Source organism: Pararhizobium sp. IMCC21322, assembly GCF_030758295.1.
Lineage (GTDB): Bacteria > Pseudomonadota > Alphaproteobacteria > Rhizobiales.
Window position 1 is genome coordinate 1,198,698 of record NZ_CP132335.1, and the last position, 26,707, is coordinate 1,225,404.

General features: G+C 53.6%; 27 protein-coding genes. 4 read left to right on the plus strand and 23 right to left on the minus strand.

Annotated features, from left to right (window positions below):
- Positions 1-3 precede the first annotated feature (3 nt).
- Positions 4-486 carry an MmcB family DNA repair protein gene (locus RAL91_RS05850; RefSeq protein ID WP_306260502.1) on the plus strand — a complete coding sequence of 161 codons (483 nt, stop codon included), beginning with the start codon at positions 4-6 and terminating at the stop codon, positions 484-486.
- Positions 487-492: 6 nt separating this feature from the next.
- On the opposite strand, the gene RAL91_RS05855 is transcribed toward RAL91_RS05850, so the two are convergent.
- The 15 genes from RAL91_RS05855 to RAL91_RS05925 all read right to left on the minus strand — a co-directional run bounded on the left by RAL91_RS05855 (position 493) and on the right by RAL91_RS05925 (position 15,442).
- Positions 493-1,065, minus strand: coding sequence for an ActR/PrrA/RegA family redox response regulator transcription factor (locus RAL91_RS05855; protein ID WP_371932487.1), 573 nt, complete (start codon positions 1,063-1,065; stop codon positions 493-495).
- A gap of 193 nt (positions 1,066-1,258) precedes the next feature.
- The gene (gene lepA, locus RAL91_RS05860) at positions 1,259-3,076 is read right to left on the minus strand and encodes a translation elongation factor 4 (protein WP_306260506.1); all 1,818 of its coding nucleotides are present in this window, start codon (positions 3,074-3,076) and stop codon (positions 1,259-1,261) included.
- 63 nt (positions 3,077-3,139) lie between these two features.
- On the minus strand, positions 3,140-3,838 hold the full coding sequence (gene trmB, locus RAL91_RS05865; protein ID WP_306260508.1) for a tRNA (guanosine(46)-N7)-methyltransferase TrmB: 699 nt from the start codon (positions 3,836-3,838) through the stop codon (positions 3,140-3,142).
- A 7-nt stretch (positions 3,839-3,845) separates the two neighbouring features.
- On the minus strand, positions 3,846-5,009 hold the full coding sequence (gene metK, locus RAL91_RS05870; protein ID WP_306260510.1) for a methionine adenosyltransferase: 1,164 nt from the start codon (positions 5,007-5,009) through the stop codon (positions 3,846-3,848).
- Positions 5,010-5,231: 222 nt separating this feature from the next.
- Entirely contained in the window at positions 5,232-5,663 is a 432-nt protein-coding gene (locus RAL91_RS05875) for a helix-turn-helix domain-containing protein (protein ID WP_306260512.1), read from the minus strand.
- A 322-nt stretch (positions 5,664-5,985) separates the two neighbouring features.
- A complete protein-coding gene (gene lnt, locus RAL91_RS05880; protein WP_306262798.1) occupies positions 5,986-7,668 on the minus strand; it encodes an apolipoprotein N-acyltransferase in 1,683 nt (560 codons plus the stop codon).
- Positions 7,669-7,689: 21 nt separating this feature from the next.
- Complete coding sequence (locus tag RAL91_RS05885; protein WP_306260514.1) at positions 7,690-8,967, minus strand: transporter associated domain-containing protein; 1,278 nt, start codon at positions 8,965-8,967, stop codon at positions 7,690-7,692.
- Between the two features lie 91 nt (positions 8,968-9,058).
- Positions 9,059-9,553 carry an rRNA maturation RNase YbeY gene (gene ybeY, locus RAL91_RS05890; protein ID WP_306260516.1) on the minus strand — a complete coding sequence of 165 codons (495 nt, stop codon included), beginning with the start codon at positions 9,551-9,553 and terminating at the stop codon, positions 9,059-9,061.
- 4 nt (positions 9,554-9,557) lie between these two features.
- Entirely contained in the window at positions 9,558-10,598 is a 1,041-nt protein-coding gene (locus RAL91_RS05895; RefSeq protein ID WP_306262800.1) for a PhoH family protein, read from the minus strand.
- A gap of 74 nt (positions 10,599-10,672) precedes the next feature.
- On the minus strand, positions 10,673-12,124 hold the full coding sequence (gene miaB / locus RAL91_RS05900) for a tRNA (N6-isopentenyl adenosine(37)-C2)-methylthiotransferase MiaB (protein ID WP_371932488.1): 1,452 nt from the start codon (positions 12,122-12,124) through the stop codon (positions 10,673-10,675).
- Between the two features lie 100 nt (positions 12,125-12,224).
- Complete coding sequence (locus tag RAL91_RS05905; protein WP_306260518.1) at positions 12,225-13,007, minus strand: 1-acyl-sn-glycerol-3-phosphate acyltransferase; 783 nt, start codon at positions 13,005-13,007, stop codon at positions 12,225-12,227.
- Positions 13,008-13,015: 8 nt separating this feature from the next.
- Positions 13,016-13,474, minus strand: coding sequence for a Fur family transcriptional regulator (locus RAL91_RS05910; RefSeq protein ID WP_306260520.1), 459 nt, complete (start codon positions 13,472-13,474; stop codon positions 13,016-13,018).
- A gap of 39 nt (positions 13,475-13,513) precedes the next feature.
- The gene (locus tag RAL91_RS05915) at positions 13,514-14,029 is read right to left on the minus strand and encodes an N-acetyltransferase (RefSeq protein ID WP_306260522.1); all 516 of its coding nucleotides are present in this window, start codon (positions 14,027-14,029) and stop codon (positions 13,514-13,516) included.
- Entirely contained in the window at positions 14,026-14,751 is a 726-nt protein-coding gene (gene tsaB / locus RAL91_RS05920) for a tRNA (adenosine(37)-N6)-threonylcarbamoyltransferase complex dimerization subunit type 1 TsaB (RefSeq protein ID WP_306260524.1), read from the minus strand. The genes RAL91_RS05915 and tsaB overlap by 4 nt, the downstream gene beginning before the upstream one ends.
- Positions 14,752-14,878: 127 nt before the next feature.
- Complete coding sequence (locus tag RAL91_RS05925; RefSeq protein WP_306260526.1) at positions 14,879-15,442, minus strand: NifU family protein; 564 nt, start codon at positions 15,440-15,442, stop codon at positions 14,879-14,881.
- Between the two features lie 241 nt (positions 15,443-15,683).
- Here RAL91_RS05925 and RAL91_RS05930 point away from each other — a divergent pair, with 241 nt between their 5' ends.
- Genes RAL91_RS05930 through RAL91_RS05940 form a run of 3 tightly spaced genes read left to right on the plus strand, consistent with a single transcriptional unit; the run spans position 15,684 to position 16,905 of the window.
- Positions 15,684-16,145: a DUF4437 domain-containing protein gene (locus RAL91_RS05930; RefSeq protein ID WP_306260528.1), complete on the plus strand. Its 462-nt coding sequence runs from the start codon at positions 15,684-15,686 to the stop codon at positions 16,143-16,145.
- Entirely contained in the window at positions 16,142-16,483 is a 342-nt protein-coding gene (locus RAL91_RS05935; RefSeq protein ID WP_306260530.1) for a helix-turn-helix transcriptional regulator, read from the plus strand. The genes RAL91_RS05930 and RAL91_RS05935 overlap by 4 nt, the downstream gene beginning before the upstream one ends.
- A complete protein-coding gene (locus RAL91_RS05940; protein WP_306260532.1) occupies positions 16,480-16,905 on the plus strand; it encodes an SRPBCC domain-containing protein in 426 nt (141 codons plus the stop codon). Before RAL91_RS05935 ends, RAL91_RS05940 begins: the two co-directional genes overlap by 4 nt.
- 10 nt (positions 16,906-16,915) lie before the next feature.
- On the opposite strand, the gene RAL91_RS05945 is transcribed toward RAL91_RS05940, so the two are convergent.
- The 8 genes from RAL91_RS05945 to hslV form a co-directional block, all read right to left on the minus strand.
- Positions 16,916-17,407, minus strand: a complete 492-nt coding sequence (locus RAL91_RS05945; RefSeq protein ID WP_306260534.1) for a universal stress protein — start codon at positions 17,405-17,407, stop codon at positions 16,916-16,918.
- A gap of 82 nt (positions 17,408-17,489) precedes the next feature.
- On the minus strand, positions 17,490-18,548 hold the full coding sequence (trpS, locus tag RAL91_RS05950) for a tryptophan--tRNA ligase (RefSeq protein ID WP_306260536.1): 1,059 nt from the start codon (positions 18,546-18,548) through the stop codon (positions 17,490-17,492).
- A gap of 67 nt (positions 18,549-18,615) precedes the next feature.
- Entirely contained in the window at positions 18,616-20,193 is a 1,578-nt protein-coding gene (murJ, locus tag RAL91_RS05955) for a murein biosynthesis integral membrane protein MurJ (protein ID WP_306260538.1), read from the minus strand.
- Positions 20,190-23,048, minus strand: a complete 2,859-nt coding sequence (locus RAL91_RS05960) for a [protein-PII] uridylyltransferase (RefSeq protein ID WP_306260540.1) — start codon at positions 23,046-23,048, stop codon at positions 20,190-20,192. The genes murJ and RAL91_RS05960 overlap by 4 nt, the downstream gene beginning before the upstream one ends.
- Positions 23,049-23,130: 82 nt before the next feature.
- Entirely contained in the window at positions 23,131-24,438 is a 1,308-nt protein-coding gene (hslU, locus tag RAL91_RS05965; RefSeq protein WP_306260542.1) for an ATP-dependent protease ATPase subunit HslU, read from the minus strand.
- Entirely contained in the window at positions 24,435-24,893 is a 459-nt protein-coding gene (locus RAL91_RS05970) for a GNAT family N-acetyltransferase (protein WP_306260544.1), read from the minus strand. The genes hslU and RAL91_RS05970 overlap by 4 nt, the downstream gene beginning before the upstream one ends.
- 79 nt (positions 24,894-24,972) lie before the next feature.
- The gene (locus RAL91_RS05975; RefSeq protein ID WP_306260546.1) at positions 24,973-26,133 is read right to left on the minus strand and encodes a hypothetical protein; all 1,161 of its coding nucleotides are present in this window, start codon (positions 26,131-26,133) and stop codon (positions 24,973-24,975) included.
- A gap of 10 nt (positions 26,134-26,143) precedes the next feature.
- Positions 26,144-26,701 carry an ATP-dependent protease subunit HslV gene (gene hslV / locus RAL91_RS05980; RefSeq protein WP_306260548.1) on the minus strand — a complete coding sequence of 186 codons (558 nt, stop codon included), beginning with the start codon at positions 26,699-26,701 and terminating at the stop codon, positions 26,144-26,146.
- Positions 26,702-26,707 lie beyond the last annotated feature (6 nt).

Below are 26,707 nucleotides of genomic sequence, written 5' to 3' on the forward strand. Positions count from 1 at the left end.
CAGATGCTTGTCCGGGGAGAAGATTCGCTGGCACGGCAACTTGCCGATGGCCGCCAAAGTGAGACTGCGCTGATGATACAGCGCGGTGTCGGGCGTATGCTGTTCACCCAGCGCTTCTCCGTTTTGAGCGAATTGACGCTTGCCTCTGGTCGCAGGGCCGACCTCATGGCCTTGTCACCCAAGGGTGATTTCTGGATTATCGAGATCAAATCATCGGTGGCAGACTTCAAGTCTGACAACAAATGGCCAGACTACAAGGACTATTGCGACCGCATGTTTTTTGCCAGCCATGAAGAGGTTCCGGCAGATTTGTTTCCCGCAGATCAGGGTCTGATTATGGCCGATTCATTTGGTGCAGATATTCTGCGTGATGCGCCGGAGCATCGCTTGTCTGCAGCCCGGCGCAAGGCGGTCATGTTACGGTTTGCATCATTGGCCGCAAACCGGCTTCATCACCTCAGTGATCCGGGCCTGAGCGGAATTTAGAAAAAATCAGCGCGGTGCACGCTTTGCCAGAATGCGCTGCAGCGTACGGCGATGCATGGACAGCCTACGCGCAGTTTCCGAGACATTCCTGTCGCAGGTCTCAAAAATGCGCTGAATATGTTCCCAGCGCACCCTGTCCGCAGACATTGGGTTCTCTGGTGGTTGCGGCTTCTGATCTTCAGTTCGGGTCAGCGTGTTGAAGAGCTGCTCGGCAGTGGCCGGTTTTTCCAGATATTCGAAGGCACCCATCTTTATCGCTGCAACAGCAGTGGCGATGTTACCATACCCGGTGAGGACAATGACACGGGCCTGCGCGTTCGACGACAGCAGGCGTTCTAACAAATCCAAACCATTTCCGTCTGGCAATCTGATATCGATCACTGCAAAATCAGGAGCATTTTTATCGATGTTCGCCATGGCTTGTGCCATGGTCTCGAACGGTTTCACGGCAAAGCCCTGACCTTCAAGCGCGCGGGCAATGCGGCCTGTAAAAATGGTATCATCATCCACCAGAAACAGATTTCCGAGTGACTGCTTGCTGACAGGTATTTCTGCTTTCGTAAAGTCCAATGGTCTCATCCTGGATGCGCCAAACCACGTCGCCAAATGCGACACTATAACTCTGTTATATGGCGCAAATTGCAGACGGCAATTTATCAACCTCGTAATGCGACAATACAGCGCAGTAAAAGTATCAAAATGGCTGATTTTTGCGGATGTATGGTTTGAAAACAAAGATCCCCGGGCTTGGCCCGGAGATCCAGGTGCAGCTTCAGTCGCCCATCTTGAGCGCCGCGATAAACGCATCCTGAGGAATATCGACTTTCCCGAACTGGCGCATTTTTTTCTTACCCGCTTTCTGCTTCTCCAGCAGCTTGCGTTTACGGGTCACATCGCCGCCATAGCATTTGGCGGTAACATCTTTGCGCAGGGCGGCAATGGTCTCGCGGGCAATGATTTTGCCGCCGATGGCCGCTTGAATGGGGATTTTGAACATGTGGCGCGGGATCAGTTCTTTTAGTGTCTCGCACATGTCCCGGCCGCGTCTTTCAGACTGCGATCGGTGAACCAGCATGGCAAGGGCATCAACCGGCTCTGCATTGACCAACAGGGACAGTTTGACCAGATCGCCGGCGCGATAATCGGTGATCTGATAATCAAAGCTGGCATAGCCCTTGGATATGGATTTCAGCCGATCATAGAAATCAAACACAACTTCATTCAGCGGCAGATCATATTGAACCATGGCCCGACTGCCCACATAGGACAGATCAGTCTGCATTCCACGCCGGTCCTGACAGAGTTTCAGGATCGGGCCAAGATGCTCGTCGGGCGTCATGATTGTGGCATGAATCCAGGGCTCACGAATTTCTTCAATCTTCATGACATCCGGCAGATCCGCCGGATTGTGCAAATGGGTTTCCGTTCCATCAATCATGGTCAGCTCGTACACCACGCTTGGCGCGGTTGCGATGAGATCCAGATTGAATTCGCGCTCAAGACGTTCCTGAATGATTTCAAGATGCAGCAGGCCGAGAAAACCGCAACGAAAGCCAAACCCCAGCGCTGCCGAGGTTTCCATCTCGAAGGAAAAACTGGCGTCATTCAGGCGCAATTTACCCATGGCCGCCCGAAGGTCTTCAAAGTCACCGGCATCAATGGGAAAGAGGCCACAGAAAACCACTGGCTGAGCCGGCTTGAAGCCATCAAGTGCTTTGGCGGTTGGTCGGCGCTCTTCTGTAATCGTGTCGCCAACACGCGTATCTGCAACTTCCTTGATGGACGCCGTCAGAAAGCCGATTTCGCCTGGACCCAACTCATCCACAGTCACGAGCTTGGGTGTGAAGACACCCACACGGTCCACATCATAGGCAGCGCCTGTGCCCATCATTCGGACTTTCTGACCCCTTTTCAGCTTTCCATCGACAATGCGCACAAGCACGATAACGCCCAGATAGGCGTCATAATAACTGTCCACCAGCATGGCTTTCAGTGTGGCATCCGGATTGCCCGCAAGCTTGCCCTTTGCCGGTGAGGGCAGACGTTTGACAATGGCTTCCAGAACCTTGTCGATGCCGATACCCGTCTTGGCAGAAATTTCGATGGCGTCAGACGCGTCAAGGCCGATGACTTCTTCAATTTGCTCCTTGACCCGGTCTACATCTGCCGCTGGCAGATCGACCTTGTTGAGCACTGGAACGATTTCATGGTCATTTTCAATCGCCTGATAGACATTGGCCAGCGTTTGCGCTTCCACGCCCTGACTGGCATCAACGACCAAAAGCGAGCCTTCACACGCTGCCAGTGAACGACTGACCTCGTAGCCAAAATCCACGTGTCCCGGTGTATCAATCAGATTGAGGATGTACGTGATGCCATCTTCGGCATTGTAAGTCAGCCGAACCGTCTGCGCCTTGATGGTAATACCGCGCTCGCGCTCAATATCCATACTGTCGAGAACTTGCGCCTTCATCTCACGGTTTTCCAACCCGCCGGTGAGCTGAATCAGCCGGTCAGCAAGGGTCGATTTGCCGTGATCAATATGGGCAACGATTGAGAAATTTCGGATGGTTTCGATAGGTGTTGTCATGGGCGCTAATTAGCACCGGCTAATGATATCAGCAAAGGTTTTTGTGCCGCAGGACTTGTTTCGTCAAATCCGCTCAAAAGTCAGGTATGTGGGAAGGCGCCCCGCCTCCTGCGCCTTGGCCTCATAACGGGTTCCCGGCCAGTCAGAAAATGCGCCGCCTTCCGTCTTGATCCAGTCATCAGAACCTGTCGCTGTCCATGAAAAAGCAGGATGCCTGTGACAGTGATCAAGCGTCCAGCCAACATAATGCTCAATGTCGCTGGCAAACAAAAACAGCCCGCCCGGCTTCAGAACCCGTGCGATGCGGTCCAGATTGCGCGGCGATACAAACCGCCGTTTCCAGTGTTTGAATTTGGGCCAGGGATCAGGATAGAGCAGGAACACGCGCGCGATGGATGCTGCCGGTAACCAGTCAAGCAACGCACCTGCATCATCATCATGAAAGCGGATATTGGTGAGTTGAGCGGCATCGACCTGCATCAGGGCCTGAGCCAGGCCATTAATGAACGGCTCCACACCAATGAAACCAGTGTCCGCATGGGATGCGGCACGATGCACAAGATGTTTGCCGCCGCCAAAACCGATTTCCAGATGTACGTCTTCCGCTGCATTGAAGATCTGCCGCAGATCATCCGGCGCAGGTTGGGACGTATCCAGCCTTAAGTCGGGCAGCAGATTTTTAACCAGCGCAGCAGGGCCAGGCTTGAGCGGCTTGGTTTTCCGCCGTCCAATAAAGTCGCTCTTCTTTGTCCGGCGGGTCATTTGGGTGTCAAAAGGCAGATTTCAAGGCGTCCACGAGATTGGTCTGCTCCCAGGAGAAGCCACCATCGCTATCTGGTGTGCGGCCAAAGTGACCATAGGCGGCAGACCGGGCGTAGATCGGGCGGTTGAGGGCCAGATGTTCGCGAATGCCACGTGGCGTCAAATCCATCAATTCCCGCAGGACATCTGCCAGCTTCTGTTCGTCCACTTCGCCGGTATTGTGCAGATTGACGTAAAGCGACAGTGGATGGGAAACGCCGATGGCGTAGGCAACCTGTAACGTGCAGCGTTCAGCCATCCCTGCGGCGACCACATTTTTGGCCAGATAGCGAGCAGCATAGGCAGCCGAACGGTCAACTTTTGTGGGATCCTTGCCAGAGAAAGCGCCGCCGCCATGGGGGGCCGCACCGCCGTAGGTATCGACAATGATCTTGCGACCAGTCAGTCCACAATCACCGTCGGGCCCGCCAATGACGAATTTGCCCGTTGGGTTCACATGCCATTCGGTTGCATCGGTAATCCATCCATCTGGCAGCGTTTCGCGGATGTAAGGCTCCACAATGGTACGCACATCCTGCGACGACAGGCTTTCATCCAGATGCTGGGTCGACAGAACCAGCGATGTCGCCCGGACCGGACGATGGTTTTCATAGGCCAGTGTAATTTGAGTTTTTGCATCTGGTCCCAACATTGAGGCCGCGCCGCTTTTGCGTGCCTGAGCCAGATTTTGCAGAACACGGTGGGAATAGTAGATGGGCGCTGGCATCAAATCGGGCGTTTCAGTGCAGGCATAGCCGAACATGATGCCCTGATCACCAGCGCCTTCATCCTTGTTGTCCCCGGCATCAACACCCTGGGCAATCTGGTCAGATTGCTTGTGTACCAGAACCTCAATGTCGCAGGTTTCCCAGTGAAACCCGTCCTGCTCGTAGCCGATATCACGGATGGCCTTGCGCGCAAGCGCGGCCATCATCTCGCTGTTGACGTCTTCCGGGCCGCGCGATTCCCCGGCAATAACGACCTTATTGGTGGTCGCAAGTGTTTCCACAGCCACGCGGGACTGGTCATAAGCTCCCAGATAAGCATCGACGATCTCATCAGAAATGCGATCGCAGACTTTGTCAGGATGGCCCTCGGACACGGATTCACTTGTGAAAAGATAGTTTTTCATAATTTCTCAGAAATCAGAGATACGAAATCGCTGCCTTTGCGTTCCTCGCAGCCGATTTGGCGCGCACATAAGAATTGAGCCTCGCACAGGACATGCGAGGCCATATAAGGAATTCCTTATGTGGCGGTTTTTATATGAATCGTCAAGGCCAGATGAGACCTAGGGTGCGCACCCTAGTAACTGCTATGTTTGATCCGATTGAGAGATTCCAACCATACGCTGCTACTCCTCAATATCGCCGGCCATTGAGCGCACCAGATCAACAACACTCTTGCGCAATTTTGCATCTTTGATTTTTACAAAAGCCCGGTTCAACTGAAGCCCTTCATTGGTCGACAGAAACTCCATCACATGGCTTGTGGCTCCGGATTCGACAAAGCCTTCTTTGGCTATGGGCGAAACGTCAGGCGCATCTTCAAAGAAAAACGCCACGGGTACCTGAAGAATATTGGCAATTGCCTGCAGACGGCTGGCCCCAATGCGGTTGGTGCCTTTTTCGTATTTCTGGACCTGCTGAAAGGTAATGCCAAGCTGCTCGCCAAGTTTTTCCTGACTCATATTAAGCATCATTCGGCGCAACCGCACGCGGCTGCCCACATGAGCATCAATTGGATTGGGACGTTTCTTGTTAATCGGTTTTGGCTTGGTTTCCATCTGGCACACACTTCTCAGGTCCGTGATGTCAAAACCGCCCCCCGAATTCTGCTCAAAGGTTTCGCTGAGATGAAACTCTGAAGATTACGGGGAAAGTTATGACCTTGAGATATATGTCTATCGTGCGAATTTCGCACGATCAATTAAAAAACTGCGATATTAGCAATTATCAACCTCCAATATACATCTTTTGATACGGATGTGCCGAATCTGCATCTTTTAAGTGTGATGTTCTCGAAATGTCCCTTCAACGAGACACAGAGTCTCAAAGAAATTGATTCGTTTCCAAAAAACAGGTTCAGATTTGCTCTGCGCCTAACCTTTAAACGGCATCTTCCGGTTTGATAAAAATCTGACCGACTAAAAGTATGAGCCCCAAAATAACCATGACAATGGCAAAGGGCACATCTGGAAAACGTTTTTGGAAAGTGGATGGAAGTGCTGATGGCAACACAGTATCGATGATGCCAGCGGTTCCCAGCGGCAGGCTTTTCTCGATACGGCCAAACGGATCAACCGAAGCGCTGATGCCTGTGTTGGCCACCCTGATCAGGGGAAGGCCTTCTTCGACAGCCCGCACTCTTGCCTGGTGGAAATGCTGATAGGGCCCGGTAAGGTTGCCAAACCAGGCATCATTAGTGACATTTAACATCCATTGCGCAGGACTGTTTGACTGGTTCGGGTCATCTTCTGAATGGGGCACACGGGATGAAAAATTCGGAAAAATCGCTTCATAGCAAATCAGGATTCGCGCAGGGGGCAATTTGCTCTCTGCCTCTGCAGGCATATCAAACTGCATCATATTACCGCCAACGCCCGGGGCGAAACCGCTTGGCATATTCACCAGATTGGAAATGCCAAAACGCTCAACAAAGTCACCAAACGGGATAAACTCTCCAAATGGCACAAGATGTTGCTTGTCGTAAAACCCCATTGGCACGGCGCGATCATTGAAGTCTATCAGGGAATTGTAGAATTTAAGCTTGGGCGGTGAGTTGGAAAAGGTCATCTCCGGCGGCTTGACCCGCACTGCGCCACTCAGCAGCCTCACACCCTCGGGCAACAAGGCATCAATGCGTGACAGGGCATCTGGCCTTTGCATGACGAGGAACGGAAAGGCCGATTCCGGCCAGATCAATGCGTCGATGTCATCAAGTCCCGGTGCAGAACTCAGATCCAGATAGGTCTGGAAGACAGCCTCCTCATTGCCCTGGCGCCATTTGTCCCGCTGGGAGATGTTTGGCTGCAGCAAGCGAAGCATGATTGGATCGTCAGAGGCAATGTCGGGCTCTGCCTGCAACAACCGGAGCGCACCAAAGCCGGTATGAGCTGCCAGACTGAGACCCACACATATGAGCAGCGCCTTTCTGTGGACGCGCTCCTTACCAGTGCGTTCCTTGCCAGTTCTGGGCAATACCAAAAGAGCAGGGCTGAAGGCCGCCAGAAACGTGAAAGCGGTCACGCCCCATAGGCCAATGACACTGGCGCTTTGCATGAACAGCGCATTGGGCATGGCACCGTAGCCAATCGTGTTCCAGGGAAACCCTGTCAAAACGAAACCACGGAAATACTCGGCAAAGGTTAGAAAGAAAACGAGGCTGACAATTTTCAGCGGGTTGGACCGCCAGAACATCAAGGCAATTGCGCAGGCAAGCCCCCAAAAAAGGGCAAGCACGGCCGGAAACCCGGCAACGGCAAAGGGAAGGGCCCAGGCAAACGTAAGTCCATCAACCAGAACCGCAGCACCAATCCACCACAATCCCGCGAGAAAATAGCCAAACCCAAAACACCAGCCAAGCCAGAGAGCCATCCACCTTTTCTGGCGCGGAGTCTTGCCCACAACGCTTTCGTTCAAAATTAGAAAGAAGCCGGAAAACGAGATGAACAGGATAGGTGAAAAATGAATGGGTGCCATAGCAAGAGCCGCCAAAGCACCCAACAAAAATACGAAGGCCACACGTGATTTGCCACGCAGCCCCAGCACGAAATCAAGGGTTGAGCGCATCACGCCGTAAACCCCGGACCGTTAAGGCTGGCTTTGAACGTCAGCAGAGTTGTGGCTGACAGAATCTGTGGGCGTCCCATCTGCAGCGGTGTACTCAACTCCAGTTTGCTCGCGGTTGCGATGGGCTGCAATCTTGCTGCCGGCTTTCCGGCGTCTGCGGTGAATACGCAATCGTTTGATACGTCTGGGATCGGCTTCCAGAACTTCAATTTCAAAAGGCCCCGGTGCTGGAATAAGTTCACCACGTATGGGAATCCGTCCAACCAGCGCATAGACCAGACCGCCAAGCGAATCGGCATCTTCAGAATATTCACCGAGCGTGAATTCAGGGCCGATAACACCCACAACCTCGTCCAGATCCGTTTTTGCATCCGCAACAAAACTTGTCTCGCTTTCTGCAACAATGGTCGGCTTTTCGTCCTCATCGTGCTCATCTTCAATATCGCCGACAATGGTTTCCACCAGATCTTCCAGCGATACCAGGCCATCCGTTCCGCCATATTCATCGATGACCAGTGCCATCTGAATGCGCGCAACCTGCATTTTGGCCAGAAGTGCGGAGGCTTTCATGGAAGGCGGTACAAACAGCACCGGCCGAATGAGCGAGGTGTCTTCCAGTGACATACCAAGATCGATCTGACGCAAATCCAGATCGCCAGCCATTTTGCGCCGCCGCTTGACCTCCGGCCCAGGACTATATTCCGCGGTTTTGGTCATATAAACCAACACATCCTTGATGTGGATCATGCCACGCGGATCATCCAGCGTATCGCCGAAGACCGGCATACGGGAATGACCGGCACTGCGAAACAAATGCAGCAATTCCGCCAGATTTGTAGTGATCGAAACCGCATCAACATCGGCGCGCGGCACCATGACATGCTCAACGCGCACATCGCGCAAGGCCAGAATGTTTCCAAGGAAGATGCGTTCATCGGCACTGAAATGGCCTGCATCAAAACTGTCCTCTGACAGCGCAAACTGCAGATCCTGACGGATACTGCCATTCTTGATGCCAAGAATTTTCTTGAACTTGTTGAAAAATCCGTCCCGGCTTGTACCGTTTACGGTTTCCTGGGTCTCATCATTGTGCTGGGCAGAGTGCGACGCTGCGCCCAAACTGGGCCCGGAATCGCCGGATTCATCGCCGGATTCATCACCCGATTTTTCGCTGGATTGATCCGAGGAATTCTCAGAAGAGCTATCAGTTTGACTGGCGGTCGAAGTGGCAGCCAAACTGTCAGATTGACTGGCAGCCGAACTGGCAGTCGGATTGGCAGAATTAGAAGAGGCGGGCATTTCTGCGGTTCTCAATGTAAATTGTTCAACTTATTGTAGCCTATTTCAGGTCTATTGACACGTGCTTTATGGCAGTTTTCTGTTTCCAGGTTTAAATATGGGTGTACGGATCAGAAATTCCAAATCCTGTCAGAATGTCTGTTTCCAGGCTCTCCATTTCTTCAGCCTCTGCATCATCTTCATGATCAAATCCAGCCAGATGCAAAATTCCGTGGATAATCATATGGGTCAAATGGTCCTGCAGTGATTTGTCAGTCTCGGTAGCTTCCCGCAGAACGGTTTCGTAACTGACCGCAATATCACCAAGATAAAGTGCGCCGGTTTCCGGGTCCGGTTCCTCATCATCATTGGGAAATGACAGCACATTGGTCGGCTTGTTCTGGTCGCGGAACCGCGCATTCAAATCCTGAATATGTGCGTCATCAGTCAGCAAAACCGTCGCTGCAATTGCCGTATCATGATTGATTGTCGGCAGGCAGGCTCCCGCAATTCTGGTGCAAAGCTGGTTCGCATCAGGCACGGCGCTCCAGCGTGCGTCCTCAATGACACAGTTCAGTGCAAATTCTGGCGATGATGTCCCGGTCATTGGTCTAACGGCGGGCCGCAGTGGCACCGGCCTTGTCATAGGCACGCACGATGCGGGCAACCAGTTGGTGACGCACCACATCCCGATCGTTGAAGCGGATCATCGAGACCCCCTCAACATTTTCGAGCAATTTTGTGGCTTCCACCAGACCTGAAACCTGTCCCGACGGCAAATCCACCTGACTGGCATCGCCGGTCACGATCATCTGCGAATTTTCACCAAGGCGGGTGAGGAACATTTTCATCTGCATGGATGTGGTGTTCTGGGCTTCATCCAGAATAACAATCGCATCCGCCAGGGTCCGCCCACGCATGAAGGCAAGTGGTGCAACCTCAATCATGCCGGATTGCAAGCCCCGCTCTACCCGCTCCGGAGGCATCATATCGTAGAGCGCATCGTAAAGCGGACGCAGATAGGGATCGACCTTCTCGCGCATATCACCGGGCAGAAAACCAAGCCGTTCGCCGGCCTCCACTGCTGGACGTGACAGGATCAGCCGTGACGCTTCTCCGCGTTCCAGCCGAGCGGCCGCATAGGCAACGGCCAGATAGGTTTTACCGGTTCCTGCCGGCCCAAGGCCAAACACCAGCTCATTGCGCTGCATGGCACGGATATAGGCATCCTGTGTCGGCGTGCGGGCAATCACGGTTTTGCGGCGTGTCGAGATTTGCGACATCGCAACACGGCTGCCCTTGCCATTCTTGTCTTCTTCCAATGTTGGAAGGGAAGGCTGTGCGGCTTCCGCACGAACCATCCGGATCACACCATCCACATCGCCTGGAGACAATTCGTCACCGGCAGCCAGACGCTGATACAGGGTCTCAAGCACGTCGCGTGCCTCAGCACAGGCATCCTTGCTGCCGCGCAAAGTCACCTGATTGCCCCGTGCAAGTGCTTCCACACTTAACAGCTGCTCAAGCATTGCAAGGTTTTGATCAAACTGGCCGAACAGATCTCCGACCAAACGGTTGTCGTCAAATACCAGAACAATCTGATCGAGTTCCGTTTCCGGAATAGTCAGATCACTAATCGCATCGCCACGCATATCTGCAGGGGCGAAGAGAGCCTTTGGAATCAAATCAAAATCTCGCTGTTTGTGGGCGACTCACAGACCGGCATTCAGGCCGCATCTGCATTAGAAGGCGCGATCAGCTCCGCAGACAAGCTGAATTTTGTGATACCCGTTATCAAGACGCTCTGCAATGTCCCGATCAGATCTTCAGATGCCATCAGATGCACCGGTTGAAGCCATGGTGAACGACCGCCCAATTGACCCGGCTCCCGTCCTTTGCGCTCCAGCAGCACATCCATTGTAGTTCCGACTTTTGACGCATTAAAGGCAATCTGCTGTTTATTCAGCAAGGTCTGCAGCCGTTGCAACCGCTCAGACTTGACCTCTTCCGGTACTTGTTCCTCATGGGACGCAGCTGGTGTTCCGGGCCGAGGGCTGTATTTGAACGAATAGGCCTGTGCATAACCAACTTCCCGGATCAGCGACATGGTGTCCTCAAAATCGGCCTCGGTTTCCCCCGGAAAGCCAACAATGAAGTCGCCGGAAAGCGCCAGATCGGGCCGACCGGTGCGGATTTTCTCAATCAATTCCACATAGTCGCGCCGCGTATGCCGCCGGTTCATCGCTGCCAGAATGCTGTCGGAGCCGGACTGGATCGGCAGATGAAGATACGGCATCACTGATGGAATATCGCGATGGGCCGCAATCAGCCGGTCATCCATATCTCTTGGATGGCTTGTGGTGTAACGCAGCCGTGCCAACCCTGAGATGCCGGACAATTCCTCCAGCAAGCTGCCCAGTCCCCAACTGGTCTGATCTTCGCCCTTGCCGTGGTAGGCATTGACGTTTTGCCCCAGCAGCGTGATTTCCTTCACACCGGCAGCAACCAGAGAGCGGGCTTCTGCAACAATATCGCGCACCGGACGCGAGACCTCGGCGCCGCGTGTATAGGGCACCACGCAAAAGGTGCAGAACTTGTCGCAGCCTTCCTGCACGGTTAAAAAGGATGTGTAGCCACGGGCTTTGGTGATGGCTGGTTTCGCGGCAGGCAGATGCTGAAACTTGTCTTCTTCGGGAAATTCGGTTTCGACCACCTGCTCCCCGGCTTCAACGCTTTTCAACAGGCCCGGCAGACGATGATAGCTTTGCGGGCCAAACACCAGATCGACAATCGGCGCGCGGCGCATGATTTCCTTGCCCTCGGCCTGTGCCACACAGCCCGCCACGCCAATCTTCATCGGCTTGGCATTTTCACCACGTGCGTCGCGGATTTTCCGAATGCGGCCAATCTCCGAATAGACTTTTTCAGCGGCTTTTTCACGAATGTGACAGGTATTGAGAATGACCAGATCGGCATCTTCGATAATTTTGGTTTCGGCATAGCCTTCCGGCGCCAGCGCATCGGTCATGCGCGTGGAATCATAGACATTCATCTGGCAGCCATAGGTTTTGACAAAAACCTTTTTGGAACTGCCGTCTGTGCCCTGTTTTGCGTCCTGTTTTGCGTCCTGTTCCGGCGTCGGGATCATCTGTGTCTGCTCAGTGCTGGTTTCAACCATGCGAATGTCCTGCAGTGCGGCGCCGCTGCGCCCCTAAATCATGTGTGGATGCTGTTTGCGGGCGTTCTAGCGCGTTTTGCGGCGCGGGCAAAGGCCGGAGTTAAGGTCGCGCCTCTTCCAACAACATCAGCACTTCCGCTTCCATCATCTTTGTCAAAGTTTTTCGGTTTGTATCCGGGTTTACTTCAACCGGCGCACCAAAGACGATTTTGGCTTCCAAACCGCCGGTGGTGATGACCGACCATAAATGTGGCAGCAGGTCGATATCGCCGATCCAGGCTACGCGTTCAGCCTCCATGCGGCCAAGGGCGATGCCGCGCAGGCTGGTATAGGCCAAGGCGACCGGCTGCACGAACAGATCGATATTATGATCCTCCATGCGGGTTGCTGTGGCCACGACAGCGCCAATCAAAGCGCTTTTGAAAGGCAGAGTGCCCCAACCCTCGCTGCTGGTGCCTTCGGGAAACAGCACCAGAGCATCCCCGCTTTCAAGCCGCTCTGCCATGGCGTCAACGGCAATGCCGGTTTTGCTGCGCTTGTCGCGCTCTACAAAGATGGTGCGCTGCCATTTCGCCAGCCAGGAAAACACCGGCCATTTGGCCACATCCGCCTTGGCAACAAATGACAAGGGCGCGGCCCGTGACAGAACAACAATGTCCATCCAGGACACATGATTGCTAATATAAAGGACCGGGCCGGGTTGCGGCGTGCCACTTATGGTGACGCGCACACCCACCACCCATCTGGATACGAAATGCCACAGATAGGCAGACTGATTGGCGCGTTTGGGTGCAAAGGCCAGAAACACCAGATGAAACGGCAACAGCAGCACTGTGAACAGCACCAGCAGAACAATTCGGATGCAAACCAGAAAGGAGGACATGATGTGGATCAGTCCTGTGGATCTTTGTCGGCATCGGGCAACGGAACTGCATAGAGTTCCAGCCGGTGGTCGACAAGCCGATAACCCAGCTCTTCGGCAATCAACTCCTGCAACTGCTCAATGCGTTCATTGCGAAATTCGATAACGCGTCCGTTCTTCACATCAATCAGGTGATCATGATGCTCATCAGGAACTGTTTCATAACGAGAGCGGCCATCACGAAATTCATGGCGCTCAATAATGCCCTGTTCCTCAAACAGCCGCGTGGTGCGGTAGACGGTTGAAACAGAGATATTGGCATCAACGGCTGATGCGCGTTTGTGAAGTTCTTCCACATCGGGATGGTCATCCGATTGTTCCAGAACGCGGGCAATAACCTTGCGTTGTTCGGTCAGGCGTAAGCCCATTTCGCTGCATTGCTGTTCAAGCAGGGATTTCTTGTCGGCCTCGATCAGTTTTTGCGCCATGTCAGCCGTCCGCCAAAGACAGGAATCATTGAATGTCGATTACCGAACATTGCAGGCCATGACAAGCGCTGTCCCGCCAGATACACCTTTGCGCTTTTCAGCGTGGGTGTAATACCCCTTGCGCACGCCTACCTGCTCAAACCCGAGCTGTCGGTAGAGATGCAACGCGGACTGATTGTTCTCATCAACTTCCAGGATCAGTCTGCTGATGCGGTCGGCGTAGAGTTTTCTGAGCGACTCAGCCATCAGCTTGCGACCAACACCCCGGCCTCTGGTCTGCGCGGCGACGGCAATTGTCAGAATTTCCGCTTCATCTGCGGCGTGGCGCAACAACACAAAGCCAACCGGTCGGTTCCGGGTCAGCGGACCGGTTTCAAGCGCCAGATAACCGAACACATTGTTCTGGCGCAGCAGGCCCATCATGTCCTCAGCGCTCCAGGCAGGATCAAAGCCGGTAGCGTGAATGTCGGACATGGCCACGCAATCCTGCTCTTCCAAAGGCCGCAGCAGGATTTCCCGGTTTATAAGACGTGCCGGATTGAGGAATGAGATCACAGCGCTGCCCCTGACGATCTGCCACGGTCTTGTGCAGCAGGGCGCAGCACATGTTTTGCAGATTGAGGTTTTGCATCAGCACCGCGCAGATAAAGCGGCTCTGCCGGGTTGGTTTCAACGGCCAGCGTGTGGCCAAGCTCGGCTATGCTCAGAATATCCGGCAGCGTGGTGTCGATGAAATGCGGCTCTCCTGCGTTTTCAGCAGACAGCAAGGAAAGGCCTGAGCCAATCAGGCAGAGCGGCTTGGGCAAAGCTGCCAGCGCGCCTGGAAGAGCGTCAACAGGGATCAGGCTGTCATCTATCAGCACAGTCCCAGAATTATCCACAGCTTTGACATAAGCGGCGCCGCGCCTTGCATCGTTGATAGCACAGAAGGCCTGCGAATCGCGGCTGAGCGCACGCGCTTCCAGCAGCAATGCGTCCAGCACATCGACCCCGATGGCATCAATTTTCAGTGTTGCTGCCAGAACCCTGGCTGTCGCAAGGCCAACCCGCTGGCCGGTGAATGAGCCGGGGCCTTTCGTGACGGCAATCCGGTCAATATCAGCAGGTGCAAGACCGCACGTTGAGAGCAGCGTGGCAATCTGCCCGGTCAGAACTTCCGCATGACCCCGTCCCAGATCCTGTGTGTTCCGCGCGACAAGCTGAACCCGGCCGTCTTCCCATCTGGAAACCGCGACCGCACAAAGCGCATTACAGGTATCTATACTGAGTTGAACCATGGAATGTTCGTTAAAAGGCTTTTGTGGCGCTGCCAAGTCTTAGATCGCAGTTTCAACAAAAATGCCGAGCGAAATTGCCCGGCATTATAGAGTGCTGATTTTGTGATCGCGGGTGTTTCGCAAGCGATCAGGTGACCGGGCGCACTTCCTGCACATCGGGCACAAAATGGCGCAGCAGGTTTTCAATGCCGTGCTTCAGTGTCGCTGTGGATGACGGGCAGCCTGCACAGGCACCGCGCATATGAAGGAAGACAACGCCATCCTTGAAGCCCTGAAACGTGATGTCGCCACCATCATTGGCCACTGCCGGGCGCACACGCGTCTCCAGCAATTCCTTGATGACTTTCACCGTTTCCGCATCACTTTCTTCAAAAAATTCACCACTGCTCTCGGCATCGGCATCACCCGTGCCATCAAGCACCGGCAGTCCGGACAGGAAATGCTCCATAATCGCACCCAGAATGGCCGGTTTGATATGGGCCCATTCCACATCCGATTTGGTAACGGAGATGAATTCCTGACCAAAAAACACGCCGTCCACGCCCTCGACAGAAAACAATTTCTGCGCAAGCGGAGAATCTTCAGCATCTGAAGCGCTGCGATAATCGCGTGTTTCCTTTGCCAGCACCGTCTGTCCCGGAAGGAACTTCAGCGTGGCTGGATTTGGCGTAGCTTCTGTCTGGATAAACATGGAAACGAACTCCCGAAACAGTGCCTGAGTGCACTGTAAAAAACATCATCGTTGAATACCGATATAAGCATATTCTGACAATGTAAAAGGTCAAATTTAGAATTATTCTAGACTGGAATGCGATGTTTCACAATCTCGGATTTCGGCAGATCAGACCACAATTTCTCATACAGCTTGACATGATACCATTTGGTATCATATATAAATGATATCTTTTGGTGTTATTAAAGGAGTTCACTGGGTGTTTTACAAATTAACCATGCGTCTCGCAATTCTTGCCTCCGCAGCCTTGATCGCAAGCTCTGCTGTCGGTGCCAGCGCCGAAATTGATGAAGGCGGGGATCAGATTATCAACAAGCCAGCCGCGCAGATGAATTGGGAGATGACCGGCGAGGGCGTTCAGTTCGCCGCACTGCAGGGGGATCGTTTCTCAGAAGCCTATATGGCGATGGTGAAATTGCCTGCAGGCCTGATCAGCCCGGCGCACATCAAATCGGCAAACATGTATGGCCTGGTTCTCAGCGGCACCATCACGCACCACGCGGTGGATGTCGGGCCGGATGATGAGGTCGCGCTTCCTGCCGGCTCATACTACAAAATTCCTGCGGGTCTCGCCCATGTCAGCAAATGCGTTTCCGACGTCGATTGCGTCACCTTTCTCTATCAGGATGGCAAGTTTGATTTCCTGCCAATTGGCCAATGATGTCGGCAGAGCAGGGGGCTTTTCGTGCCCTGGCAGACCCAACGCGTCGTCAGATTCTCATGCATCTTGGGTCATCAGACATGACCATTGCCGAGGTTTCAGACCAATTTGACATGACCAGAGGCGCAGTCCGGAAACATCTGACTATTCTGGAAGAAGGCAATCTGATCTCGGTGCATCCCAAAGGGCGAGAGCGGATCAACCGGCTGGCACCCGAAGGCATCAGGGCCGCCGCTGACTGGCTCAACTACTTCAACCGTTTCTGGGATGAAAAACTGAGCGCACTGCAAACTGCAATTGAAAACGAACAACGCAATGAAAGTGAAAAAAAATCATGAGCAATGACACATTGAACAAATCCATCTTCCTGCCTGCTTCACGCGAAACCGTCTGGTCCTTTCTGACCGAGAAAGACAAGCTCAAACTATGGTTTCAGCCCGCTGAGGCCGATCTTGTGGACAAGCAGGATTATGCACTCATTTCGACCGGGGATGATGGCTCTGTAAACAAAATTTGCTGGGGCACGGTGCTGGAAATGGACCCACCGAGCCGCCTGAAATACTCATTCACCATCAAACCGTTGAATGGGGCCAGCACCATTGTGATCTGGGAGCTGGAAGCACTTGATGGCGGCACGAAACTGTCGCTGACCCATGAAGGCATCAGTCAGGCTGCGGGCGAAGCTGCAATGGGTCTGATACTGGCGCTCGACAAGGGTTGGGACGAACATTTGGCAAGTCTGCGTAAGGCAGCGAGCTAGGCTTTTGGGCTCAGACGATTGCATCCATGTCGTGGTCTGTCAGATCACCTGGAACGATGGTCACCGGAATTGGAAAGGCATTATTCTTGGTTGCAAGGGAAGCAATCAACGGACCGGGGCCTTCAGTACCGGAGGCTGCCGCCAGCACAAGGATGGCAATGTCTTCATCTGCTTCGATCAGTTCCAGAATCTGCGGTGCGCGCTGGCCTTCCAGAATAACCAGGTCCGGGCGTATCGTTGAGACCGAATTGACCTCATTTTCGTAGCGCGCAAGAATGCCTTCGGCTTCTTCGCGCGCTTCGGCCCGCATGATGTCTTCCACACCTATCCAGTGTTGAAATTCGCCAGTGGAAATCACATACAGCAGCACCAGCCCGCCGCCGGTGCTCTCTGCACGCCGTGCGGCATAGATCAGGGCTCGATGGCACTCGGGCGTGTCATCGATCACCACAAGAAACTTGCGGCGGTGACCCTCTTCCTTACTTTTTCGCTGCTTCATCATGTGCGGATGCTGCCATTGGTTGCGCGTTGCGGCAAGTATTTTGTTAGAGCACTCATTACGATTCTGTGTAAACAAAAACGCTCTAGGACACGAACCCGAATATGGCTTTGACATCCCGCAGAACCGGTTGTGCCAGCACGCGGGCTTGTTCTGCGCCATGACGCAGCACTGCGTCCACATGGTCCGTATCATCCATCAGACGGCGCATCTCCAATGTGATCGGAGACAGGGTTGCCACAGCCAAATCGGCCAGTGCCGGTTTGAACTTGGAAAAGTCCGCCCCGGCAAACTCTGTCAGCACATCCTGCGGTGCCTGATCAGACAGGCCGGAATAGATGTTGATGAGATTGCGCGCTTCCGGCCGATCAACCAGATCATCCAGACTTTCCGGCAGCGGATTGGCATCCGTCTTTGCTTTACGAACTTTCTTCGCCAGTTCGTCAACATCATCTGTCAGGTTCAGCCGCGACAGATCGGACGCATCGGAACTCGACATTTTCTTTGAACCGTCCCGCAAGGACATGACCCGTGTTGCTGCACCTGTAATCAACGGCTCCGGCAGCGGAAAATAGGCCTTGTCCGGCCCCAAACCCAATCCGAGGCGGTCAATTTCGCCAGCAAAATCCATATTGAATTTCTGCGCAATGTCGCGTGTCAGTTCCAGATGCTGTTTCTGATCTTCGCCCACCGGCACATGGGTGGCGCGGTAAGCCAGAATGTCAGCGGCCATCAGACTGGGATAGGCAAACAGGCCAACAGACGCGTTTTCGCGGTTCTTGCCCGCCTTGTCCTTGAACTGGGTCATACGGCTGAGCCACCCCATGCGGGCAACGCAATTGAACAGCCAGGCCAGTTCGGCATGTTCTTTCACCTGGCTTTGATTGAAAACAATGTGTTTTGATGGATCAATGCCCGCAGCCAGAAAAGCCGCTGTTACTTCCCGTGTTTTCTGCCGCAGCACAATGGGGTCTTGCCACACGGTGACGGCATGCAGATCAACCACGCAATAAACGCAATTGTGGCTTTCCTGCATGGCAACGAAGCGCTTGATCGCGCCCAGATAATTGCCAAGATGTACATTGCCGCTAGGCTGGATGCCGGAAAACACCCGTGGTTCAAAACCGGAAGCTGCCGTAGTCATGTTTTACTCTTGTGACTGGAATTGAATGCTGCGCTCTTATGACGAAGCGGGGCGGTGCTGGCAAGACTCAACCTTTCGAGCGGCTCCGTATCCGTTGTGCAATGGTCAAGGCATTGAAGACGCCGGTCAACTGACACACCAGGCCGAAGATGGCGAGGCTGACAGTGCCCAGAACCCCCATGCCAAAGAATTTCACCAGGAAGGCAGCATCGGTCAGAAACGGGTTTAACCAGTTGGCGCCATAGTAAATCCAGGCACCTGTCAGAAGCGTTGCCAGCACCAGACGCGGTACCCGGCGATGCAGGCTGTCATCCCAGATGAAGTGACCGCGTTTCCACAGCATGAACCCAAGGCAGCACGCATTGGCCCAACCGGCGATGGAGGTGGCAATGGCAATTCCGACATGCTGAAACAAAGGGAACAGCGCTAGGGAAAAGGCGACATTCACGGCAACCCCAACGCCTGCAAAATACATCGGCGTCTTGGTATCTTCACGGGCAAAATAACCTGGAGAAAAGACCTTGATCAGCACAAAAGCCGGCAGGCCCCAGGCAAAAGCGGCCAGGGCAGCACCGGTTTGAATGGTCGCTTCCGGTGTGAAATTTCCGCGCTCGAACATTAACCGGATAACCGCATCCGGCACCAGAAACAGAGCCATCGCTGCGGGCAGGGTCAATGCCAGCGCCAGTTCCATTGCACGGTTCTGGGTGTCGCTGGCAATCTGCAGCTCATCGCGTCTTATGTGCCGCGACAGGACCGGCAGCAGAACCACGCCCATGGCAATACCAACGATGCCCAGCGGAAACTGATAAAGCCGATCAGCGTAATACAGAAATGACACCGCACTATCCTGAGTGGAGGCGATGATGGTGCCAACAAGAATGTTGATCTGGGTAATACCCCCGGCAATGACACCCGGAACACCCAGCGCCAGCAGGCGCTTGACGGATTTTGTCAGGCGCGGTCGTTTGAGCCGAAGATTGAATTTGGTTCTCCGAAACATCCAGTACAGCACGCCCAACTGCACAAACCCGGCTACGAAAACGCCCCATGCCAGCCAGTAACCGGAAATAGGTGTGTCGCCAAAGCCCCGCAAACCAATGACAGCCAGCACGCCAACCATGATGACGTTCAAAAGGATGGGGCCGTAGGCTGCCGCACGAAAATGACCGAACGTGTTGAGCATGCCGCTCAGCATCGCAATCAGCGACATGCACAACAAATAGGGAAAGGTGATGCGTGTCAGCCAAACTGCCAGTTCGAATTTGACGGCGTCATCCAGGAAACCGGGCGCAAGAACGGATACGAAAAAGGGGGTCGCAATTTCTGCAAGCGCTGTCAGCAGCAGCAGAGTGAATAGAAACACAGCCAGAATTTCGCTGGCGAAATTGCTGGCCTTGTCGGGGTTCTTCTCCGCCTCGCCCTCTTCCAGAGAGCGCGCAAACAATGGCACAAAGGCTGCGTTGAATGCACCTTCAGCAAACAATCTGCGAAACAGGTTTGGCAGCCGAAATGCCACCAGAAAGGCATCTGCAACCGGACCGGTGCCCACAAAGGCCGCCATAAGAAGATCACGCACATAGCCAAGTATACGACTTAAAAGCGTTGCAAAACCGACAGTGAAGAAATTGGAAAAGAGTTTCACACGGTCAGGCTCTTTTTGTTCATCGGCGCTGTGTTGCGTTTGCTTTTGTTCGGCACATGACCGGCGGTGCCGGGCTTTGTCGTGAAAATCCGCATCAACCGTTCCTTGATTGCTTTGTGTTTGGCAGGACCGGTAATCTTCTCACCCATCAGATCCGTCACGTAAAACCCATCCAGTGCCCGCTCTCCAAAAGTCGCAATATGAGCTGAGGCAATGTCCAGATTAAGATCAGCCAAAGCTGTCGTCAGATCATACAGCAGACCAAGCCGATCGAGACCCGAGACTTCGATGACCGAAAACAGATTGGAAACCGTGTTGTCAATCGAGACCTCAGGATCGAGCGAAAACGCTTTCTGACGGCGCGTCTTCTTGCTTTTTGTGGCCAGCACACCTGGCAGATGCAACGATCCGTTCAGCACCTCTTGAATGAGATCGCCAATGCGCGCGCCGCGGCGCAATTCATCGGCATCATCATTGAATTCCCGGTTGATGAAAATGGAATCCAGCGCCTTGCCATTGGTGGTCGTGAAAATCTGTGCGTCAACAATGTTTGCGCCGGCAACGGCGCAGGCTCCGGTCACATAGGCCAGCAATCTGGGATGGTCCGGCGCATAGACGGTTATTTCGGTGATTTCTTCAAATGATTTCGTATGAACGGTGGTCGCAAAAGTCCGCTTTTCCGCTTCGGCATCATTGATGAAACGCGCATGGCGGGCCATTGCCTCCGGATCAACCCGCATCCAGTAGGCCGAATAATGGAGTTTCTGATAGGTTTTGACCTGGCGTTGGCTCCAGACTTTTTCGTCGCCGCGTTGTTCTTCCATCAGCACCTGGGACAATTGCTGTTTGGCGCGATTGACGCGCTCGCTTTGGGCAACCTGAGTAAAGCCACCGGTGAGCAGCGGCTCGGTTTCATAATAAAGCGTGCGCAGAAGCTGGCCTTTCCAGCCATTCCAGACACCGGGACCAACAGCTTTAATATCGCAGACAGTCAGGATAAGCAGCATTTTCATGCGCTCGGTCGTTTGCACCAGCGCATGAAAATCCTGAATTGTCTTGCGGTCGGCCAGATCGCGCGACTGGGCAATGGACGACATGGTCAAATGCTCTTCAATCAGCCAGGCCACCAGTTCGGTTTGCGCTGTGGTCAGGCCAAAGCGGGGGCACAGTTTACGAGCAACCTTGGCACCGGCAATTGAGTGGTCTTCCTTACGCCCCTTGGCAATGTCATGCAGGAAAAGAGCGACGTAAAGGACGACGCGATCCTTGATTTCAGGGAAAATCTCATTGGCCAGCGGGTGTTCTGCTTCCAAATCCCCGCGTTCGATTTCAGACAGAATGCCGATGGATCGCAACAAATGCTCATCAACGGTAAAGTGATGATACATATTGAATTGCATCATCGCCACGACGCGCCCGAAATCAGGGACGAAGCGGCCCAGAACCCCGGCCTCATTCATGCGTCGCAAAACGATCTCTGGCTGATTTTTGCTCGTCAGAATATCCAGAAACAATCGGTTGGCTTCCGGGTCTTCGCGCAGCCGCTTGGTGATGAACTTCAGGGATCTGCGCACCAGTTGGATTGTATCTGGATGAAAGGCCAGATTGTGTTTACCAGCCAGCCAGAACAGACGTATCAGATTGACCGGATTGCGCTCGAAGATCGTGTCATCTGCCGCAGCAATTCGCTTTGTCTCCAGAACAAAATCTGTCGTGCCACGAATTTTGCGCCTGCGGCGGCCGGTGAGGTTGAGAAACAGCCGATTGAGATCGGGTGTATCCTTTGCATTGGCCTCTTCCAGCTCAGCGCAGAAAATACGGGTCAGATCGCCCACATCCTTGGCAATCAGGAAATAGTGCTTCATGAAGCGCTCAACGGCTACCAGACCGCCATGTTCCTGATAGCCAAGCCGCCGTGCCAGTTCTGCCTGAACATCGAAAGACAGGCGTTCTTCGGGCCGACCGGTCAGGAAATGCAGATGGCAGCGCACAGCCCACAGGAAGTCTTCACATTTCAGAAAACGATTGTGTTCCTTACGGGTAAAAACGCCGAGCTTGATCAACTCATCCGTTTTGGAAGCCCCGTAGAAATATTTGGCGATCCAGAACAGGGTGTGCAGATCACGAAGCCCGCCCTTGCCTTCCTTGATATTCGGCTCAACCCGGTAACGTGACGCGCCAGACCGTTTGTGGCGGTCGTCCCGCTCTTCCAGCTTGGCTGCAATGAATTCTCTTGCGGTGCCGCGCACCACTTCCTTTTCAAAACGCTGTTCCAACTCGTCAAACAGGGAGCGGTCGCCGCACACATGGCGGGCTTCCAGTATGGAGGTGCGGATTGTTATGTCTGTTTTGGAAAGGCGGACACATTCATCAATGTTGCGGGTGGCATGGCCAACCTTGAAACCCATATCCCACAACAGATACAGCAGATATTCAACAACGCTTTCGCCCCAGGGCGTCTGCTTGTAGGGCAGTACGAACAGCAGATCGATATCGGACCCCGGTGCCAGAGTGCCGCGTCCATAACCACCGACAGCCACAACAGACAGTTTTTCTGCCATGGAAGGTGAACCGGTGGGGAAAACATGACCCAGAGCGAATTCCAGAATGCAGCGCATCAACAGATCCTGCATGTCTGAAAGGCGTTTGGCACAGGCCGTGCCACTGCCATTCTCATTCAATTCAGCCTTGGCAACTTCGCAGCCGGTTCGATAGGTCTCCTTCAGAGTAGCAAGAACCTTGTTGCGCACCTCATTTGCGTCAGCCTTGCCGCCATTTTCTGCAACAATGCTGTTCAACTGTTTGTTCAGCGCATTGATATCAATAAGCGGGAGGTTTTTTAGATGTATAGCCATGCTGTCGCTTTTCAGATTAAAGGGCCTGTCTGTCAAGGACAGACCCTTAAGGCCAGCGCACTAACCTGCATGAATATACCGGCTATAGAATAAACCGGCTAAGGTCAGTATCCTTTGCCAGTTCGGCCACATTTTCGCGCACCAGTTCGGCGTTGATCTCAATGGTTTCACCACCCCGGTCGGTTGCTGTGAAGCTGATTTCTTCAAGCAGCTTCTCTAAAATTGTCTGCAACCGTCTGGCTCCGATATTCTCCACCGATGCGTTGATCTGAACCGCCAAACGCGCAATTTCCGTTATGGAATCATCGGTAAATTCAAGCGTGACGTCTTCCGTCGCCAACAGCGCTTTATACTGTTTGATCAGGCTGGCTTCGGTTTCTGTCAGAATACGCTCAAAGTCGTTCTGTTCCAGAGCGCGCAATTCAACACGAATGGGCAGACGACCCTGCAGCTCCGGCAAAAGGTCTGACGGTTTGGCCACGTGAAAGGCGCCGGATGCAATGAACAGAATATGATCTGTCTTGATTGGCCCGTGCTTTGTTGCAACTGTTGTGCCCTCAATCAGGGGCAGCAGGTCACGTTGAACGCCTTCACGGGAGACGTCCGCACCGCCACGATCCGCTCGCGCGCAGATTTTGTCGATCTCGTCTAGAAATACGATGCCGTCATTTTCCACCGTTGAGATGGCATCGGTCACGACCTTCTCTTCATCAAGCATCTTGTCGGCTTCTTCGCTCAGCAGCAGACCATAGCTGTCCCGCACATTCACCCGGCGCTTTTTTGTGCGCCCGCCCATGGCTTTGCCGAACAGATCATTGAGGTTCATGACACCGACACTGCCGCCGGGCATGCCCGGAATGTCCATGCCACCAAGTGGGTTGGACGTGTCACGCAACTCGATCTCGATTTCCTTGTCATCCATGCTGCCATCACGCAATTTTTTGCGGAAAGATTCACGCGTTGACGGGCTGGCCGTATCACCCACCAGAGCATCCAGCACGCGTTCTTCAGCTTGCAGATGCGCTTTGGCTTCGACCGTTTTGCGGCTTTTTTCCCGTGTTTGCGCAATCGCAACTTCGATCAGATCGCGGATGATCTGTTCCACATCACGGCCCACATAGCCGACCTCTGTAAATTTGGTGGCTTCGATCTTGATGAAGGGCGCATTGGCAAGCTTCGCCAGACGGCGGGCAATTTCGGTTTTACCGACGCCTGTCGGCCCGATCATCAATATGTTCTTGGGCAGCACTTCTTCGCGCATGACCCCTTCCAACTGCATACGGCGCCAGCGATTACGCAGCGCAACGGCCACCGCACGCTTGGCATCTTTTTGCCCGATGATGTGGCGATCAAGTTCGGAAACGATCTCACGTGGAGAAAAATTACTCATAAAGTCCTCTGAAAACGGCTTCTTGTTAGGTCCATCAAATGTGTCACGCCTGTTGGCGTCGTGTAATCCAGCAGGTCTTCAAATCCTGCTTTTCCGTAGGCTTTGACAGCATTCGTGTTTTTGGCGTCCGGGTCGATCACCAGATAGTCGGCACCCTCATCAAAGAGCTTTGCACAAAAGGCGTGTACCATTGCGGTACCAAGCCCTTTGCCTATCATAGTGGTGTCACCAATAAACGTATCAATTCCAACGCTATCTTTTGGCAAATCCGCAGCCCATGGCTCTTCGTCCGCATAGTCTGTCGGCCGCCATTTCTGGATATAGCCAAATTTCTGTTTATCTGCCGATACAACAAATCCCTGTTCAAACGGATGCGTCATGGATTGCCGCATCAATTCAATTTCATGCTCGGGTTCCCCCCCAACCACAAGCGAACATGTGGTGTGCTCAGCCATTTCTGCAACATGGGAAATGCAGATTCTGCCACAGGTTGGAACGAGAATGACGGAGCAATAGTCGACATTCCCCCGCACCTTAAATTTTGATTGGTGGCAATGCAGCCAACCACCGATTGGGCAACACCGTGCCAATGACCATGTGCCGGATACGCTGCCAGCCCATGCCGAATATGATGATCAGTGCGCCAATCACCAGCAGCACCAATGCAAATGGCGGGATGCCCGTATTGTCGGACGCATTTTCAACGATGCGATAAATGCCCAGGGCACCGAAATAGGTGAGTGTGGGGATCAGCAAAGCGCGACGGTCAATCGCCAGTGAAATCAGAACGATGATCACCATCAGGGCAACAAGACCAACGGTTGCTGTGGTCCCGGGCTCAATGGAACCAAAGCCGACATCCTGACCGCTGGACAGAATAAACAGGGGATGGACAATCATCGGTGCAGATATCAGATGAAGCCAGAAGGCTGCATCAGACATGGTTGTAAGACGATTGCGGTCCTTGAAATCCAGATAGATGCCTGTGGCAAAAATCACCAGACCACAGATCAGGGGCAAGACCAGCAAACGCTGGAGCAACTGCAACACATCTGTCGCACTGGAAAGCCGAACCTGACCCTGCGCAACTTCATCCATGAACAATTCGCTGGCGCCTACAGTGACAAGACCGGTTGCGGCCAGCGCTATGATGGCCGCTTCCACAGGCACACGGAACCGCCAGAAATAGATGGCAGATACCGCCAGAATTGCCGAAAAACCAATAAGACCGGCAGTCTGGCCCTGATCCAGCAACACCAGTGCTGCCAGCGCATTGTCAGGTTCGGCAAAGTCGAACCGTTGATCCAGCCAGATCTGCAGCAGGCCACCAATGCAAACAAGAAAGCCAAGGGCCAGCACCGTGCTGGGCAGCTTCATTCGCTTGATGCGGCTGATATATTCTGCAAGCAACCAGATCACAGCGCCCATAATGGCGAACTGGGCCACCATTGACTGGTTCATGACCGAGCCGAGTGAAAACGCCAGCCCGGTCAGCAACAGAACGATTCCGATGGTGACAAAAATATCGTTGAAGCCGCCAATCAACCGAAAAGATTCACGGTCATCTGTTGCCCGGCTGGTGTCCGCTACGGTTTTCAGCAGATCGCGATTGCCGAACGCAACCAGATCAGCCGCCTGATCGGGGCTGATAATCCCGGCTTTCACCGCTGCAGGAAGATCAATCTGATGAGTCATCTTGGCCGGTTTACTCGCTGTCGAGGCTTTCCACGACGACCTGATCATTGGTGTAAACGCAGATATCGGCGGCAATTGCCATGGATTTGCGAGCTATCTCTTCGGCAGTCAAATCCATGTCAATCAGTGCTTTTGCAGCAGACAGCGCATAATTGCCGCCAGAGCCGATGCCCATGACGCCGGCTGGTGGTTCCAGCACATCGCCGGTCCCGGTCAGAACCAGAGAAACGGATTTATCGGCCACCAGCATCATGGCTTCCAGCCGGCGCAGATAGCGGTCTGTCCGCCAATCCTTGGCCAGATCGACACAGGCGCGGGTCAGCTGATCAGGATACTGCTCCAGCTTGGCTTCCAGCCGTTCAAACAGCGTGAACGCATCTGCCGTTGCTCCCGCAAATCCGGCGATAACCTGACCGCGACCAAGTGGCCGGACTTTTTTGGCGTTGTGCTTGATCACGGTCTGACCAAGGCTGACCTGACCATCGCCCGCAATCACAACCTTGCCGCCCTTGCGAACGGTCAAAATGGTTGTCCCATGCCATAAGGGCATGGCGTCTGACTTACTCATAAATGC

Coding starts and splice junctions, on each gene's coding strand:
- miaB (WP_371932488.1), bottom strand. CDS start 12,124: ATGGTTGAAACCAGCACTGAGCAGACACAGATGATCCCGACGCCGGAA.
- tsaB (WP_306260524.1), bottom strand. CDS start 14,751: ATGGTTCAACTCAGTATAGATACCTGTAATGCGCTTTGTGCGGTCGCG.
- RAL91_RS05945 (WP_306260534.1), bottom strand. CDS start 17,407: ATGATGAAGCAGCGAAAAAGTAAGGAAGAGGGTCACCGCCGCAAGTTT.
- RAL91_RS05905 (WP_306260518.1), bottom strand. CDS start 13,007: ATGTCCTCCTTTCTGGTTTGCATCCGAATTGTTCTGCTGGTGCTGTTC.
- RAL91_RS05895 (WP_306262800.1), bottom strand. CDS start 10,598: ATGCGTGGCGATGCGATTAGTGATCTGACTATTCCGGAAACGGAACTC.
- metK (WP_306260510.1), bottom strand. CDS start 5,009: ATGAAAAACTATCTTTTCACAAGTGAATCCGTGTCCGAGGGCCATCCT.
- RAL91_RS05885 (WP_306260514.1), bottom strand. CDS start 8,967: ATGCCCGCCTCTTCTAATTCTGCCAATCCGACTGCCAGTTCGGCTGCC.
- lnt (WP_306262798.1), bottom strand. CDS start 7,668: ATGCGCTCAACCCTTGATTTCGTGCTGGGGCTGCGTGGCAAATCACGT.
- hslV (WP_306260548.1), bottom strand. CDS start 26,701: ATGAGTAAGTCAGACGCCATGCCCTTATGGCATGGGACAACCATTTTG.
- RAL91_RS05975 (WP_306260546.1), bottom strand. CDS start 26,133: ATGACTCATCAGATTGATCTTCCTGCAGCGGTGAAAGCCGGGATTATC.
- RAL91_RS05960 (WP_306260540.1), bottom strand. CDS start 23,048: ATGGCTATACATCTAAAAAACCTCCCGCTTATTGATATCAATGCGCTG.
- lepA (WP_306260506.1), bottom strand. CDS start 3,076: ATGACAACACCTATCGAAACCATCCGAAATTTCTCAATCGTTGCCCAT.
- RAL91_RS05850 (WP_306260502.1), top strand. CDS start 4: ATGCTTGTCCGGGGAGAAGATTCGCTGGCACGGCAACTTGCCGATGGC.
- RAL91_RS05940 (WP_306260532.1), top strand. CDS start 16,480: ATGAGCAATGACACATTGAACAAATCCATCTTCCTGCCTGCTTCACGC.
- trpS (WP_306260536.1), bottom strand. CDS start 18,548: ATGACTACGGCAGCTTCCGGTTTTGAACCACGGGTGTTTTCCGGCATC.
- RAL91_RS05970 (WP_306260544.1), bottom strand. CDS start 24,893: ATGGCTGAGCACACCACATGTTCGCTTGTGGTTGGGGGGGAACCCGAG.
- RAL91_RS05925 (WP_306260526.1), bottom strand. CDS start 15,442: ATGTTTATCCAGACAGAAGCTACGCCAAATCCAGCCACGCTGAAGTTC.
- RAL91_RS05935 (WP_306260530.1), top strand. CDS start 16,142: ATGATGTCGGCAGAGCAGGGGGCTTTTCGTGCCCTGGCAGACCCAACG.
- RAL91_RS05855 (WP_371932487.1), bottom strand. CDS start 1,065: ATGAGACCATTGGACTTTACGAAAGCAGAAATACCTGTCAGCAAGCAG.
- ybeY (WP_306260516.1), bottom strand. CDS start 9,553: ATGACCGGGACATCATCGCCAGAATTTGCACTGAACTGTGTCATTGAG.
- RAL91_RS05875 (WP_306260512.1), bottom strand. CDS start 5,663: ATGGAAACCAAGCCAAAACCGATTAACAAGAAACGTCCCAATCCAATT.
- RAL91_RS05910 (WP_306260520.1), bottom strand. CDS start 13,474: ATGGCGCAAAAACTGATCGAGGCCGACAAGAAATCCCTGCTTGAACAG.
- hslU (WP_306260542.1), bottom strand. CDS start 24,438: ATGAGTAATTTTTCTCCACGTGAGATCGTTTCCGAACTTGATCGCCAC.
- trmB (WP_306260508.1), bottom strand. CDS start 3,838: ATGACCCGCCGGACAAAGAAGAGCGACTTTATTGGACGGCGGAAAACC.